A 15,052-nucleotide genomic window follows, 5' to 3' on the forward strand; every position below is an offset into this window, starting at 1 on the left:
TCAGGAACGTTGATAATACAAACCAACCAGTCCTGAACTGAATGCACGCGTGTGCGTAAGGCGGAGATTGATGCGGTCTTTTACATTACTGAACAGCGGCTTACCGGTACCAAGGACAACGGGATGCACGGCTATGCGGTATTCATCCACGAGGTCATCAGCGATCAATGCGCTGATCAATGAAGCGCCGCCGAATAACCAGATATCCTTTCCAGGCCGGGATTTGAGTTGCGTCACCGCGTCTTTGATATTGTCGCGGATGATGGTAGCGCCCGGAGCGTTGAAATCTTCATTGCGTGTGAAAACGACCTTGTGCATCTGGTTGATCTGCCAGTAGAATTGTTTTTCAAAATCACTGGCAGTGTCCGCGGGTGTATAATTGCCGTAGCCGTCATAGCTGATACGCCCATAAAGAACAGTGTCGATCCGGGAAGCCAGTTTCAACAGTTCTTCCAATACTTCCTCGTCGAGGATACACCAATCGATTTCGCCGTTTTCATCTTCAATGAAGCCGTCGAGAGAAACTGCCAGGTCGAGAATTATTTTCCGCATAAAGGACAAGTTATATGTTTAAGTAAGGTTAAGACTGCAGGCTTATAATTGCGCGCAAGATTACGGCCAATCGGACTTTAAAAAAAGATACTCTTACCGGATCCGGAAATTAAACGATGAAGCAGGAGTCAATACTTATGACCTTTTATTTAAAATGAAAAAACAGCCGTTATAAGTAGTAAGTTATTCATTCACTGATTGACTGATTCACTGAACGACCTGTTGCCCTTTTCCTCCAATACTCCGGTGATAACATTGACGCCGCAACTCACTATTTCCCATTCACTTATTGACCTATTCACCGATTCACCCAACTTTCTTTTGGCAGTTTCCTTCAACCGGATTAGCTTTGCGTTTAACAAATTTGTCAAACATAATTGTAAAATGGCAGTAAAAGACAGTCGCACGGAACAGCAGATAAAGGACGCCGCTAAGAAACTCTTCTTTACCGAAGGACGTTTCAAAGCCACTACCCAGGAAATTGCCGATGCAGCCGGTGTCAACCGCACATTGGTAAATTACTACTTCCGTTCCCGCGATCAACTGTTCGACCAGGTACTCAAAGATGCGCGCCTCCAGATGGACAGCCGCCTCGAAGCTACTGCAGATGAAAAAAACTTCCGCAAAAAAATAGAACATTTCATCGACGTATTTATGGAGCAGGCCCGCAACTACCCCTACCTCGATATCTACATGGTGTCCCGGCTGAATGACGACGTGGAAAAACAAAACGAAATCCTTACGGATATCAAGAAAACCGACAAACTGAAATTGTTTTTAGCGGAAATAGAAGAACAAATGAAACTGGGCACCATCAATAAAATGCCGCCCGTACAATTCTTCATCAACATGCTTTCTCTCATCAGTTATCCGCAGGTAATGCAGCCGCTGCTGAAAAAAGTTTTCCGCTACACCGATAAACAATACCAGCAAATGCTGGCCGAACGCAAGGCCATCATTTTAAAAATACTGTTTCGCTGAACAGTTTTTTTTGCCCCTGATTTGACAAAATTGTTAAACATATTAATTAAATATAGAAGTTAACATGCAAGAGTTGATCTACCACGAAGCGGCCCGCCTGTTCGGGCTTCATGGTCTCCGTAGCGTAACGATGGAGGATATCGCGCGCAGCCTCGGCGTTAGCAAGAAAACACTTTATATATGGTTTACCGATAAGCAGGAACTTATTTCCGCCGTTTATCTGCCCTTCCTGCAATCGACCAGGCAAAACTGCCTTACCATTTCTGCACAAGCTCCCGACGCCATCCACGAAGCCTTCGATTGCTGGCAGGAAATACGTCTTTTCCTGCTTCGCCTGCAAGGCGGCCTATTACAGGATTTGCAAAAACAACATCCCGCTATTTATAAACGATATACCCGCTTCTGCAACCTCACCATCCCTTCCCTGTTCCGCCTCAACCTCGAAAGAGGGCAACGTGAAGGTCTCTACCGCGATGACTGGTCAAAACAACTGGTCCTCTACCAGGCTAAAGCTGCACAGGATCTGTTACAGATGCTCGCCCTCAGAGAACCCAGGCGGCCGGATTGGTACACCGATGATGAACTCGTTGTGCATTACCTGCGTGGTTTGTCTACTCCCAAAGGACAAGCAGCTATCGAAGCATGTCATATGCAGACAGCCGCTGCCGCCATCTGACCAGCAAATAACTTTTTGACATAAACCCAACAATTGTATGATTCGTCGTATTTCATCCGCCCTCTTTTCCCTGCTGCTTCTATTATCGGCAGGTCAATTGCAGGCGCAGGAAAAAACACTCTCGCTTCCGGACGCATTGAACTATGCGCTCAAAGCAAGCCAGGACGCCCGCAAGGCCCGGCTGGAAATTGAAGCAGGCCGTTACAAAACGGAAGAAGTAAAGTCACGCGCTTTACCACAGATCAGCGCCACCGGCTCATTGAATTACAACCCAATCCTGCAGCTCACGGCTTTGCCCGGTGAACTGGCCGGACAACCCGGGCAAACATTGCTGGTAGCCTTCGGACAAAAATGGAACTCCGGTGCCAGCGTTTCTCTTTCACAGAATCTTTTTGATCAAAGCGTTCTGACAGGCCTTAAAGCCGCTAAGTCAACGCAGGAATTTTATCGCATCAATGCACAGCTTACCGAAGAGCAATTGATCGAGCAGGTAGCCAATGCCTATTATCAGATCCTCGTGGAACGCCACAAGATCGGCGTACTCGACACTACGCTTTCCAATACAAAACGCGTTCAAGACATCATACAGGGTCAATACGACAACGGACTGGCCAAACAGATCGATGTGGACCGCATCAAAGTAAGCATCGCCAATCTTCAGACACAAAAACAACAACTACTTAATGCGGTTACATTGCGCGAAAACCAATTGAAGTACGCGATGGGCATGCCGATACAGGATACTATCAGACTCCCCGAGATGGATTTCTCGCGCGTCCAACCGGGCGAACTCGCGATCCGCGACACCGTCAATGTTTCCGCACGCACAGAATACCGCCTGCTGCAACAACAGGAGCAACTCCTGAAATACCAGAAGGAAGCTTACAAGTCCGAATACTATCCTTCTTTGTCGCTTTCCGGCAATTATGGTTACCAGGGTCTGGGAAATGAGTTTCCGCTTTTCAAAGGCGCTCCGGCGATCAACTGGTTTGATTACGCCTCGATTGGTCTATCGTTGAAAATTCCTTTGTTCAATGGTTTTGCCACCCGCTCGCGGGTTCGCCAGGCCGATGTGGAACTGCGTAAGCTGAAAGAAGACATGGACCAGACCACACTCGGTCTCAACCTCCAACACGAGAACGCGAGAACACAATTGAAGAACAGCATTATCATCCTCAACAACCAGGAAGAGAATGTGTTGCTCGCACAAAAAGTTTTCGACAACACACGCAACAACTATAACAACGGACTGGCTCCTCTCACCGATCTGCTGGATGCAGAAACCTCGCTCACCGAAGCCAACAATAACCGCTCCGCCGCTTTGCTCGATTACAAACTGGCCGAAATACAACTCATTAAAGCAAAAGGAAATTTAAAATCATTGTTAAACAACTAACTCATGAAGAAGAAAACAATCATCCGCACCATTATTACTATAGCCGTGATAGCTATTGCTTTTGTTGCCGTAGCGCGGGTGCTGGTCAATAACAAAAAAAAGAACGCAGAAAAGACGGCCATCGTAGCGCAGTCAGACGGTGCCGTAGCGGTGAGAATAAGTGTTGTTCAGCAAGATACCCTGCAACAGGATTTTAGTGCAAATGGCAATTTCATTCCTGTACAACAACTCAACTTCTCTGCTGAAAATGCCGGCCGCATCACCCGCGTATTGGTAGACGAAGGCAGCCGCGTGAGCAAAGGACAATTACTCGCCGTAATCAAAGCCGATCAATTGAATGTGGATGTGGAAAGCGCGCAGGCCGCCTACCAGAACGCCATGGCCGATAAACAACGCTATGAGAATGCCTTCCGTACGGGCGGCGTTACACAACAGCAAGTCGACCAGGCACGTCTCGCACTCAGCAATGCTGAGGCCAGGCTTTCACAGGCACGTCTCAAAGTAAGCGACACCTATATTAAATCTTCGATCAATGGCATTGTCAACAAACGCTTCATCGAACCGGGCGCAGTCGTTTCCCCCGGCACACAATTGTTCGAACTCGTGGATATTTCCCGGTTGAAATTGCAGGTGAATGTGAGTGAGGCAGTGGTCGCACAGGTAAAGGAAGGTGACCAGGCAAAGATCCGCGTGAGTGTATTTCCTGATAAAGAATATACCGGCCGTATCAGTTTTATTGCGCCGAAGGCAGACAACACACTCAACTTTCCATTGGAAATCGAGCTTACCAGTAACCCGGAACAATTGGTACGCGCCGGTATGTATGGCACTGCCATCTTTACCGCGCCGGCCCGCAACTCCGCGATCCTCATTCCCCGCTCTGCTTTTGTGGGCAGCGTAAACAGCAACCAGGTGTTTATTGTGAAAGACAGCGTCGCCAGTCTCCGCCAGATCGTGGCCGGTCGCGTACTGGGCGATCGCGTAGAAGTATTACAAGGCCTCAACCAGGGCGATAAAGTAATTACCAGCGGACAGATCAACCTCAGCGAAGGCACCCGCATTTCCATTGTTAAGTAAGCGTGGCATTGATTAAAAAAACTGATTCATGAAACTTGCAGAAATATCCATTAAGCGGCCCACACTCGTAATCGTACTTTTTACCGTACTGATCCTCGGCGGCCTGCTTAGCTATACCATGCTCAATTACGAGCTGCTACCCAAATTTTCTCCGTCCGTGGTTTCGGTTACTACCGTTTATCCCGGCGCTTCTCCCAGTGAAGTAGAAAATACCGTTTCCAAAAAAATTGAAGACGCGGTTTCTTCGATGGAGAACATTAAAAAACTCGAAACAAAATCGTTCGAAAGCCTTTCCATCATCACCATCACCCTCAACAGTGGTACCGATGTGGACCTTGCGCTCAACGATGCACAAAGAAAGGTAAACGCCATTCTCGGTGATCTTCCCGATGACGTGGATCCACCTTCTCTCAACAAGTTCTCGCTCGATGATCTTCCAATCATGACCTTATCGTCTTCCGGCAAGATCAACGAAGCGGATTTTTATGACCTGATCGACAAACGCATTGCGCCCGTGTTGTCCCGCGTACCAGGCGTGGCACAAGTAAATCTTATTGGCGGACAGGAACGTGAAGTACAGGTAAATATCGACGCTTCCAAACTGGAAGGTTTCGGTTTGTCCCTGTCGCAGGTGCAAACAGCCATCCTCAGCTCCAACCTCGACTTTCCCACCGGTAGTGTGCAAACAAGAGACCAGGACATTCTTATCCGCCTCGCCGGTAAATACAAAGACGTGGAAGAACTGCGCAATCTCGTGGTGTTTAATAAAAATGGTGTGCAGGTACGTTTGCGCGAGATCGCCGATGTACAGGATACGCAAAAGGATGTAGAAAAACTTGCGCGTGTAAACGAACAAAGCTCTATCGCCTTACAGATCATCAAACAATCGGATGCAAACGCCGTATCGGTGAGTAAACAGGTAACGGCCAGCATTGAAAAACTGCAAAAAGATTATGCCAGCTCCGGTTTGAAGATCGATATCGCCAACGACAGTTCCGTTTATACCTTACAATCTGCCGACGCGGTGATACATGACCTTTTATTGGCCATTGTGCTCGTGGCATTCGTGATGCTGTTCTTCCTGCACAGTGTGCGGAACGCATTGATCGTAATGGTTGCCATTCCTGCTTCCCTCATCGCCACATTTATTGGTATGCAATTGCTAGGTTATTCGCTTAACCTGATGTCGCTGCTGGCGCTTTCACTGGTGGTTGGTATCCTGGTGGACGATGCGATCGTGGTTTTGGAAAATATTTACCGCCACATGGAAATGGGCAAGAACCGCGTGCGCGCAGCTTATGATGCCACAAAGGAAATCGGTTTTACCGTCACTTCCATCACGCTTGTAATCGTAGTGGTATTTATTCCTATCGCGCTTAGCACAGGACTGGCCGCAGACATCCTGAAACAATTCTGTGTTACCGTTTCCATTGCCACCCTGTTGTCATTGCTCAGCTCATTTACCATCGTACCCTGGCTCTCCTCACGTTTTGGTAAACTGGAAAAGATCACCGGCAAAACGTTTTTCGGGAAGATCATTGTTGGTTTCGAAAAGGGCTTGCATGCCTTTACCAACTGGATTACCAATTTATTGAAATGGTGTCTGGGGCATAAGAAAACAACACTCGGTGTAATGTTGCTATTGTTCTTCGGCTCCTTCTACCTGGTGGGTGCCGGGTTTATCGGTGCAGAATTTTTTGCCAAAACAGACCGCGGTGAATTTCTCGTGCAGATTGAAATGCCGAAAGATGCTTCCATCGAACAAACCAATGCAATGACCCGGAAGGCGGAAGATTTTCTGAAAAGAAAAAAAGAAGTCACCAAACTCATTACCACGGTTGGACAAAGCAGTGATGGTATGGGAGCGAACCAATCTACTGCCTACAAATCGGAGATCAATGTGCAATTGGTGCCCAAGACAGACCGGCACGATGAAGCCAATATTTACGCAGTAAAAACAAAACGTGAATTACAAAACATATTGGTGGGTGCGAAAGTAAAAACAGTTCCGGTAAGCATACTCGGAACAGCCGAACAGGCGCCACTTGCATTGGTGGTAACGGGACCGGAACTCGACAGTGTATTGAAATTTGCCAATGCGGCCATGGCCGAGCTGAAAAAAGTACCCGGTGCTACCGAAATGCGTTTATCTGTTGAAGCCGGCAATCCCGAGATCAACGTACAGGTTGACCGTGATAAAATGGCGGCGCTGGGTCTCACACTGGCCAATGTGGGCGGTACGATGCAAACGGCTTTCAGTGGCAATACCAATGGCAAATTCAGACAAGGTGAATACGAATACGACATCAATATCCGCTACGAAAAATTTAACCGTCAAAGCATAAACGATGTAGCCAATCTGCTTTTCATCAATGACCAGGGACAGGCGATCCGTCTTTCCCAATTCGCTACCGTGCGCGAAAGCAGCGGCCCCAGTCAGTTGGAACGCCGCGACAAAAGCACTTCAGTGACCATACAGGCACAAACGGTCGGCCGTCCTTCCGGTACGGTGGCAACCGAATGGCAGGCCATGTTCGACAAGCTACAGCGTCCTGTTGGCGTGAGTTATGTATGGAGTGGTGACATGGAAAACCAGAGTGAAGGTTTTGGCTCCATGGGCATCGCACTGCTGGCAGCGATCATGCTGGTATACCTGATCATGGTGGCGCTGTATAACAGTTTCATTTATCCGTTCGTGGTGCTGTTCTCTATTCCACTTGCGATCATTGGTGCATTCCTGGCGCTGGCACTGACGAACAATTCGCTGAACCTCTTTACGATTCTTGGCCTGATTATGCTGATCGGTCTGGTAGCAAAGAACGCGATCATCCTGGTGGACTTCACCAATCAGCGGAAAGCCGAAGGAGCAACTACCTACCAGGCGCTGATCGATGCCAACCATGCGCGTCTCCGTCCGATCCTGATGACCACGATCGCGATGGTGATCGGTATGTTGCCGATTGCGCTGGCGCAAGGCGCAGGCGCGGAATGGAAAAACGGCCTGGCCTGGGTAATCATCGGCGGCCTGATCAGTTCGCTGTTCCTGACGCTCGTGGTGGTGCCGGTGATGTATGCCATCTTCGACAAACTCATCGAACGGTTCAACAGGAATAAAAACAAAAAATCGGTGGAAGAATTGATGACGGAAGAATTCACACCCGTCGAACACGGTGAACAGGGATTTGATCCATCACATATTTAACGGTTACGATAAGAAAGAAAGTCCCCGTGTTGGTCTGGAGACCAACACGGACGGGACTATCCAAACAAAGCACGGAAAAAAGCCCCTGTTGGTCTCATGACCAACAGGATCGGGGAAGGAATGGTCGAAGAAGTTGTGTTGGTCGGGAGACCAACACAGGCGAGTCCAACACAGCAATGAAGCGTTTCAACGCATTGCTGAAAATGCAGAACGTACCTGTCCTGTAAGCGGCGCGTTTAATTTTCCCATCCGTCTCGAAGCGAGCCTGGCGTGAGGGCGGTGAATAGTGAATGGTCAATGGTGAATGTAAAAATGCTAAGCTGGCAATCTATTCACTATTGACCATTCACTATTGACCATTCACCATTGACCATTCACTATTCCCTATTGCCTCATTGACTTATCCACTTCTTGTTATACGTCCAGGCTCGATTTCTCATGGTAAAGAAATGTTAAAGCAGTAGCCAGCAATCAAAATTGTGTATTTTTAAATATACTACTGCATATGAAACATTCAACCTTTTCCAACTTTCGTGTGCTTCTCGCACTCATCTTCATTCCGGTTATATCATCCGCCCAGGAACTCAGTACAGCGCTCGAAAAATTCAGTGAACAATACGTACAGGAGCGTTTCTTTTTATCAACTGACCGCGAAATTTATAAACCCGGAGATTCGTTGAAGTTGCAGGTCTTCAAGTTTTCAACAGCCGCCAATCAACTTCCTTCTGAAGTATTGTATATTGATTTGATCGATGAAAAAGGAAAAGTAGTACAGCATAAAATTTTCCGGCTCGAAGGCAACAATACGCAGTTGTCCTGGAAGATAGCAGAAGACGACGCCGGCTTTTTGCGTTTGCGCGCTTATACGCGCACCAGCATACAGAACGCCGGTAACGCGGCAGAGATACAGGTTTTCGTACATGCCGATAAAAGAACATCCGGAAAAACACTCTCGGCCTTGTATAATAATGAGTCGCCTGTTACCCTTCGCTTTTATCCCGAAGGAGGATCATTGCCTGCAGGCTTTATGAACAAGGTGCTGGTACAGGCAACCGACGAGCACGGATGGCCGCATGAGGTAAGCGGTGATATCACCGACAGCCGCGGACAGAAAGTGGCCAATTTTACTACCAACAAAAAAGGTTATGCCATCGTAAATTTCGAAGCGCTCGACAATGCCTATGAAGCGCGCTGGAAAGACGGAATAACCGAAAAAAAACAGGCATTACCCGTTGTATTGAAAGATGGTGCAGGACTTGAATGCCGTATTGATGAGAAAGGCATTACGTATCTCGTAAAAAGAACGGAACCTTATACCGGTGCCGGCAATTATCAGTTGATTGCACATCAGCTCTACAGTCCGGTCTATTTTGCCAAACTCAATCTTAAAACAACCGATATCGCCAGCGGCTTCATCGATACCAAAGAACTCACTCCCGGTGTAATTTATGTTGCATTGCTCGATGCCTCCAACAACGTGGTCGCATCAAGACTCGTTTATCATGGAGCGGCAGAACTGGTAGCGCCACCGAATACGATCGAGGCAACCGTCCGGCGCGACAGTGCCACACCGGCTGTTGATCTGCGTTTTGCCGACCAGCAACACAGTGGCTTTTTATTGCATGCACGTTCGGTGAGAAGCAGAAACGGCGCGGCTGGTTTTGTTGTTCCCACCTCCTTTCTTTTTGGATCGGAAATAACTTGTCCGGTACCATCGGTACTGTTGCAACCAGATGGCACATCCGGTTTGCAGGAAGAACTCAATACGCTTTTATTGATGAGTGACTGGAATGGATGGAAACCCGCGGAAATTCTTGCTCCCGCCAAACCATTAACACCCGCGAAACCTGAGCAGGGATTGAGCTACAAAGGACATTTTACACACGGCTTTAAAAAAGAAATGGGCGGTACCAAAATGGTGCTGATGGCAAAACTGCACAACGGTCTGCAAGAGTTTTTCGACATCGTACCGGATGAGAATGGAAAATTTGAGCTCAACAATGTGGCATTTGAAGACACGGCCAATGCACAATACAGAATACAAAGCACGAAAAAAGTAACGGCAACAAGCAGAATGACATTGGCCATCAGGCCAACAACGTTGGACAAAAGCCCTGTTGATGCCAAACCCATCCGGGTTGATCCATACCGTTTTGCCAGTCTCATGACCACACAGTCCATGTCCGGAAACGAGCTGGCACGCCGTATGGATTCGCTGGCGACTTCTGCCGACGGAACGCTGCTGGCGGGTGTAACGGTCAAAAGTAAAACGCGTACACCTTTACAGATATTGAATGACGAATACTCCTCCGGTTTTTTCAATGGCATGGAGAATGCAAGAATGATAACACCGGAAAATGATCCTGCTTTCCTTAGTTCGATGACGGTATTTCACTTTTTACAAGGAAGGGTTGCGGGCATGGAAATAAATCCCGATGCGATCTACGACCCGGTCAGATGGCGGGGTCATGTGACCTCACTTTTTCTGAATGAAATACCACAGCAAATTCCTGAAGGATCACAACTTGCGGAAGATGCGACAGCTATTCGTTCTGTTGCCATGTCGGATATTGCATTGATCAAAATTTTCAGTCCTCCTTTCGTTTTGGCTATGGGCAACGGCCCCGGCGGCGCTATTGCCATTTACACAAAAAAAGGAGGCGACTTCCAGCGACGTCAATTATCCCAAACGGTTTCGCTGCCTGGTTTCTCCAAAACCAGCGTTACGCAGGAACTGTATTATACATTGGGAGAAAAACAGGCCGTCCGTTTATTGAACTGGATGCCCGGATTGCATCTGGAAGAAACCATGAAGAACCGGGTATTGACCGTAAAACCTGAAACCGGTTTAAACAACGACCGCCTGCTGATCCAGGGATTCGATGCCAGGGGCAGGATGATCCTCAAAGAAATAAACTGGTAATACAATTTAACAAACATAATACGAAATTAATCGTATCATTGTTCGTGTTATGCGATACCTACTGCTATGTTGCTTGTCATTGACAATGTTTCAGCTTACTGCACAGAAAATTTATACGCCAGCGATTGAAACCTGCGGTTGCGACTTCAAAGTCGACAGTTCCTTTGCACGCACATTTCCCGAAAAGTTCAGATCCGATCTCAGCTTCAGCCACCGTGTAGACAGTTCCATCAAGATGATCTGCGGTTACCTGAAAGTGCCGGAAAACCGCAAGGACCGCCAGTCACGGATGATCCGTTTACCTTTCATTATTTTAAAAAGTAAAAATCCCGGCCGGCATAATGATCCGCTTTTGTTTACCAGCGGTGGGCCCGGCAACAGCTCATTGGGTTGGGTGAATGGCATTTCCAGAAGCAATATCATCAACGACCGTGATTGTATTGCCTTCGAGCAACGCGGAACAAAATTCGCCATTCCCTATCTCCGCGACCTGGTGCTCGATTCTGTGATGCGCGAGGCCTACCGGCGCAATCTTCCGAAAGACAGCATGTGGATACATGGCATCAAACTTTACAAACAACGTTTACTCCGTAAAGGCATCGATCTGAACGGTTATAATTCAGATGAGACCGTAGCGGATATTACCGACCTGCTGAAAGTGATGAAGATAGACTCCGTTAACCTGATCGGCGGTTCTTATAGCGGCGGCCTGATGATGGCCGTGGCGCAAAAAAATCCTTCGAAAGTCCGGTCCGCTATCCTGGATTCGCCGCTGCCGATGTTCTCACCGATTGATGAAGATGAGCCACGCCATTTCATGGAAGCATTGCACGAGCTCAGTGAACGTGTCAATAAAGATTCAGCTGGCGAACGCTATAAAAACCTGGAACAACAATTTCATCAATACTTTTTATCCATCCGTAATAAAACATTCGGTATCGATTACAAGGACACGTTGCTAAAAAAAACAATTACGGTTCAATACAATAAGAATGAGCTGCTGGAAATTATTGTGGGTGCTATGCTGGATTTCAATCAACTGAAAGATGTGCCCTATATGATTACGGAAATGATCCGTGGCAATCATCTTCCTTTTATTTATCCGAAGATCGATCGTATCCTGACTAAATTCCCTTCACCGGACGGGATGCGTATGTCGGTTTATTGCGCCGATCAGGCTGCTTATCATGACCAGGTGATCATTCAGCAGTTATATAGATTGTATCCTTATCTCGAAGGGTTCCGCATCAATGATGTATGGAAAGAAGTATGTGATTGCTGGGATGTGCCGCCATTAAACCCCGCAACGAAGAAACCTTTTTATTCGTCCGTTCCTGTATTTATTGGTGACGGGATCATGGATCCGGCCTGTAGCCCCTTGTATATGCAACAACTCAAACATTATTTGCCTAACGCGCAGACTTTCCTCTTCCTCGACCGCTCACATGGTGTGGGAGGTAAAACCTTTGCCACGTTGGTGGAAGCCTTTATCAACAATCCCTATCAAAGATTAGAGTCGCAGGATCCGCGGGTTGTAGCTTATTAAAGCCGTCAGGCTTGTTGCGCACCGTCAACAGGGCATTCGATATGAACGGAAGTTCCTTTACCGGGCGAGGATTGTATATCTATAGTGCCGCGGAGGTAATTGACCCGCGACTGGATGTTCTGCATACCGGCAGTTCTTAGCTCTTCCAATTTTGATTGTTCAAAGCCCTTCCCGTTGTCTTCTACGGTAATGGTGATAAGGTTGTCCTGGCTCATCACCTGCGCGAGAATGGTGGTGGCACCGGAATGTTTAACGGCGTTGTTCACCAGTTCCTGTACGATACGGTACACCACTATTTCAATGGATGGTTCGAGCCTGTTTTCCAACCCATAAAAAGCCGTTTCGATCGTGAAGGGTTGCGACTGGCTCAGGCTTTCGCAATAATCCTGCAATGCGTGTTGCAGACCCAGTTTCATCAATGCCTCGGGCATCATATTGTGGGCCACCCTCCGCATTTCGGAAATGGATTCGTCGAGTTTGATGAGTGCATTGTTGAAAATGCGGCCGTGTTCTTCGGTAAGAATAAGATTTCCTTTCATAGCTCCTAATTGAAGTTTGACACCGCTGAGCAGTCCGCCCAATCCATCGTGGAGATCCTTGGCAAGACGGCTACGTTCGTCTTCCTGGCCTTTCAGCAGTGATTGTGTGGCAAGTAATTGTTTCTCTGTTTCCAGTTCCTGGATCCGCTGCTGTTGCAGTTTTCTCCTTTGCTGGTAGGTCCGGTAGATTAAAAATGTCAGCAGCAGTACAAGGATGGTGCTGCCGGCAAATACATAGTTGAGTATATTTTTCTGGTGAATGCTGGCCTGCTGCAATTTTATCTGGGATTCTTTCTTTTCCGTTTCGAATTCCACTTCCAGTTGACTCGCATAGTGTTTATTCTGTTCGCTTGCCATGGAGTCGGTCACGGCTTTGTATTCTTTATAATAGGCCAATGCTTTGTCGCTTTTGCCCCAATCCTCATAAAGCCGGCTCTGGTAGTCGAGCAATACTTCCAGGTGTGAATGGGCTGCCCCTTTCTCTATCTCGCGCTCTGCTTCGTTGAGCAAATTTTCCGCTTCGGGATATGATTTTTTTAATGTCAGTACTCTTGCCGTTTGTAATAAGCCCTGAATTTTTCCAAAGGTTTGTGGATTGTATTTAGAAGCATTTACTACCCAGGCAGAATGCACTTCGGCACTGTCGAGTTGATTCAGGTTCATGTCCAGCAACCCGCGGACAAGGTGATAACTGATCAATAATTGAGGCTTGAAATTTTCGTCGTAATACAATGCGGCGGAATCGAGATAGATGTCGGCTTCTTTGTACCGGTTCTGCATATTGAGCGCAAGACCGATACGATAGTATGAAGCAAAATAGTCTGCAGGCACACCTGTTAAGCGCGACGCATCAAGCGCCTTTCGCGCGCAGCTCTCCTCTTTTTCAAACTCGTTCATTTCCTTGTGATAATTGGCCATATCCACATAGGCGAATGGCAATTTATTCACGGCGCCTATCTTTTCATACATCCGGATGGACTTATAGCCATAGTTAATCGCCTTTTTATAATCGCCCTTTTCCCGCCAAAGATTGGCCATTGTGCCCCAATTGCTGGCGATACTTTGTTCGCGTTTCGGATAGTCGCTTTTTATCATATAGTATTCCGCACTGTCCATGAAGATCACTGCCGCGTCGAGATTACCGTTTGCCCAATAAAAATATCCCTTGTTATGATAAAGCATGCCGGTCAGATAATCCAGGCTTTTACTTTTTGCAAATTGTATTCCCTGCTGGTAGGTCTGATCGGCCAGGGTTGAATCCACCGTTTCATAATTAATCGCCAGCGTCATCATACTTTTTGCGCGCGAGGTATCATGGAGATCATTTTGCCGGAGTTGCCTGATCAGGCTGTCAACGACAGCGGGCTGGTCACCCGTCTTCTGCGGAAGATCGGGTATACGGTACGGCTTATTGCGGTCTCCTTTGCAGGAGATCAATAACAGAATGACACAAATAGCTGATACTGGCAACTTCATCACAAATGGTTTTCGGTGGAACCAATGCACAAATAAAGAACAGGTTATTAAGTAAATGATCCCCCGAACGGGGGATTTGCTTCAGTCATATATCATCTTAATGGGGGATTGCCGGAAGTGGGGCATAACCGCATTTTTACACGAAAATCAGTCAACCCTAAACCTGTTTTTCTATGAAAAGAAAACTGTTCCTGTTACCAATGCTGCTTTGCGTTGTATGCCAGTTACGGGCGCAACATCCGGTTAAGCCGATCCCGGCCGCCATTCCGCGGCACGAAGCAGCACAGCCTCAACTGAAACCGAATCTTCAAATCAAAAATTGGGAACAGCTGCTCGATGATGCTTCCTGGCGTGGTGCACGAAGCTGGAGAAATAACAACAGCACTGTTGTGGATTCGATTACCACGCTGTCTTTTTTCCTCCAGAGCCGGCAGGTCACCTGGACCAAACAAGGATGGGAATATGTAACACCGCAACCAGCCAGCTACGAGATCACCGGCAACAGGATCGTCATACGCTTTGATTACTTTCCGTACAAACATGTATTGGATGGCACGTATGATCATCTGACGAAAAAAATCAAGGGCACTTTCAGGGAAGAAAGGCAGGTGACCAGGAATGCGCCACCGGCTTACAGCCCGGGTACAACCACCGGTGATTTTGAACTGATCATGAAATAAACCA

The 15,052-nt window shown here is 47.4% G+C and carries 10 protein-coding genes; 8 read left to right on the forward strand and 2 right to left on the reverse strand.

What is annotated here, in order from left to right:
- Entirely contained in the window at positions 1–552 is a 552-nt protein-coding gene (locus tag H608_RS0113650; protein ID WP_028788169.1) for a dihydrofolate reductase family protein, read from the reverse strand.
- Between the two features lie 384 nt (positions 553–936).
- On the opposite strand from H608_RS0113650, the gene H608_RS0113655 reads away from it, so the two are divergent.
- The 7 genes from H608_RS0113655 (at position 937) to H608_RS0113685 (ending at position 12,353) form a co-directional block, all read left to right on the forward strand.
- Entirely contained in the window at positions 937–1,533 is a 597-nt protein-coding gene (locus H608_RS0113655; protein WP_028788170.1) for a TetR/AcrR family transcriptional regulator, read from the forward strand.
- Positions 1,534–1,597: 64 nt separating this feature from the next.
- Positions 1,598–2,209: a TetR/AcrR family transcriptional regulator gene (locus tag H608_RS0113660; RefSeq protein ID WP_028788171.1), complete on the forward strand. Its 612-nt coding sequence runs from the start codon at positions 1,598–1,600 to the stop codon at positions 2,207–2,209.
- A 37-nt stretch (positions 2,210–2,246) separates the two neighbouring features.
- Positions 2,247–3,605, forward strand: coding sequence for a TolC family protein (locus tag H608_RS0113665; protein WP_038008434.1), 1,359 nt, complete (start codon positions 2,247–2,249; stop codon positions 3,603–3,605).
- 3 nt (positions 3,606–3,608) lie between these two features.
- On the forward strand, positions 3,609–4,682 hold the full coding sequence (locus H608_RS0113670) for an efflux RND transporter periplasmic adaptor subunit (protein ID WP_211227067.1): 1,074 nt from the start codon (positions 3,609–3,611) through the stop codon (positions 4,680–4,682).
- A gap of 28 nt (positions 4,683–4,710) precedes the next feature.
- Positions 4,711–7,884 (forward strand): efflux RND transporter permease subunit, encoded by a 3,174-nt coding sequence (locus H608_RS0113675; protein ID WP_028788174.1) that lies wholly within the window; start codon positions 4,711–4,713, stop codon positions 7,882–7,884.
- Between the two features lie 505 nt (positions 7,885–8,389).
- Complete coding sequence (locus H608_RS0113680; protein WP_028788175.1) at positions 8,390–10,807, forward strand: alpha-2-macroglobulin family protein; 2,418 nt, start codon at positions 8,390–8,392, stop codon at positions 10,805–10,807.
- Positions 10,808–10,892: 85 nt separating this feature from the next.
- Positions 10,893–12,353, forward strand: coding sequence for an alpha/beta fold hydrolase (locus tag H608_RS0113685; RefSeq protein ID WP_051268321.1), 1,461 nt, complete (start codon positions 10,893–10,895; stop codon positions 12,351–12,353).
- Positions 12,354–12,358: 5 nt separating this feature from the next.
- On the opposite strand, the gene H608_RS23730 is transcribed toward H608_RS0113685, so the two are convergent.
- The gene (locus H608_RS23730; RefSeq protein WP_081658896.1) at positions 12,359–14,368 is read right to left on the reverse strand and encodes a tetratricopeptide repeat-containing sensor histidine kinase; all 2,010 of its coding nucleotides are present in this window, start codon (positions 14,366–14,368) and stop codon (positions 12,359–12,361) included.
- A 173-nt stretch (positions 14,369–14,541) separates the two neighbouring features.
- On the opposite strand from H608_RS23730, the gene H608_RS0113695 reads away from it, so the two are divergent.
- Positions 14,542–15,048 (forward strand): hypothetical protein, encoded by a 507-nt coding sequence (locus H608_RS0113695; protein ID WP_028788177.1) that lies wholly within the window; start codon positions 14,542–14,544, stop codon positions 15,046–15,048.
- Positions 15,049–15,052 lie beyond the last annotated feature (4 nt).

Source organism: Terrimonas ferruginea DSM 30193 (genome assembly GCF_000425585.1).
Classification (GTDB): domain Bacteria; phylum Bacteroidota; class Bacteroidia; order Chitinophagales; family Chitinophagaceae; genus Terrimonas; species Terrimonas ferruginea.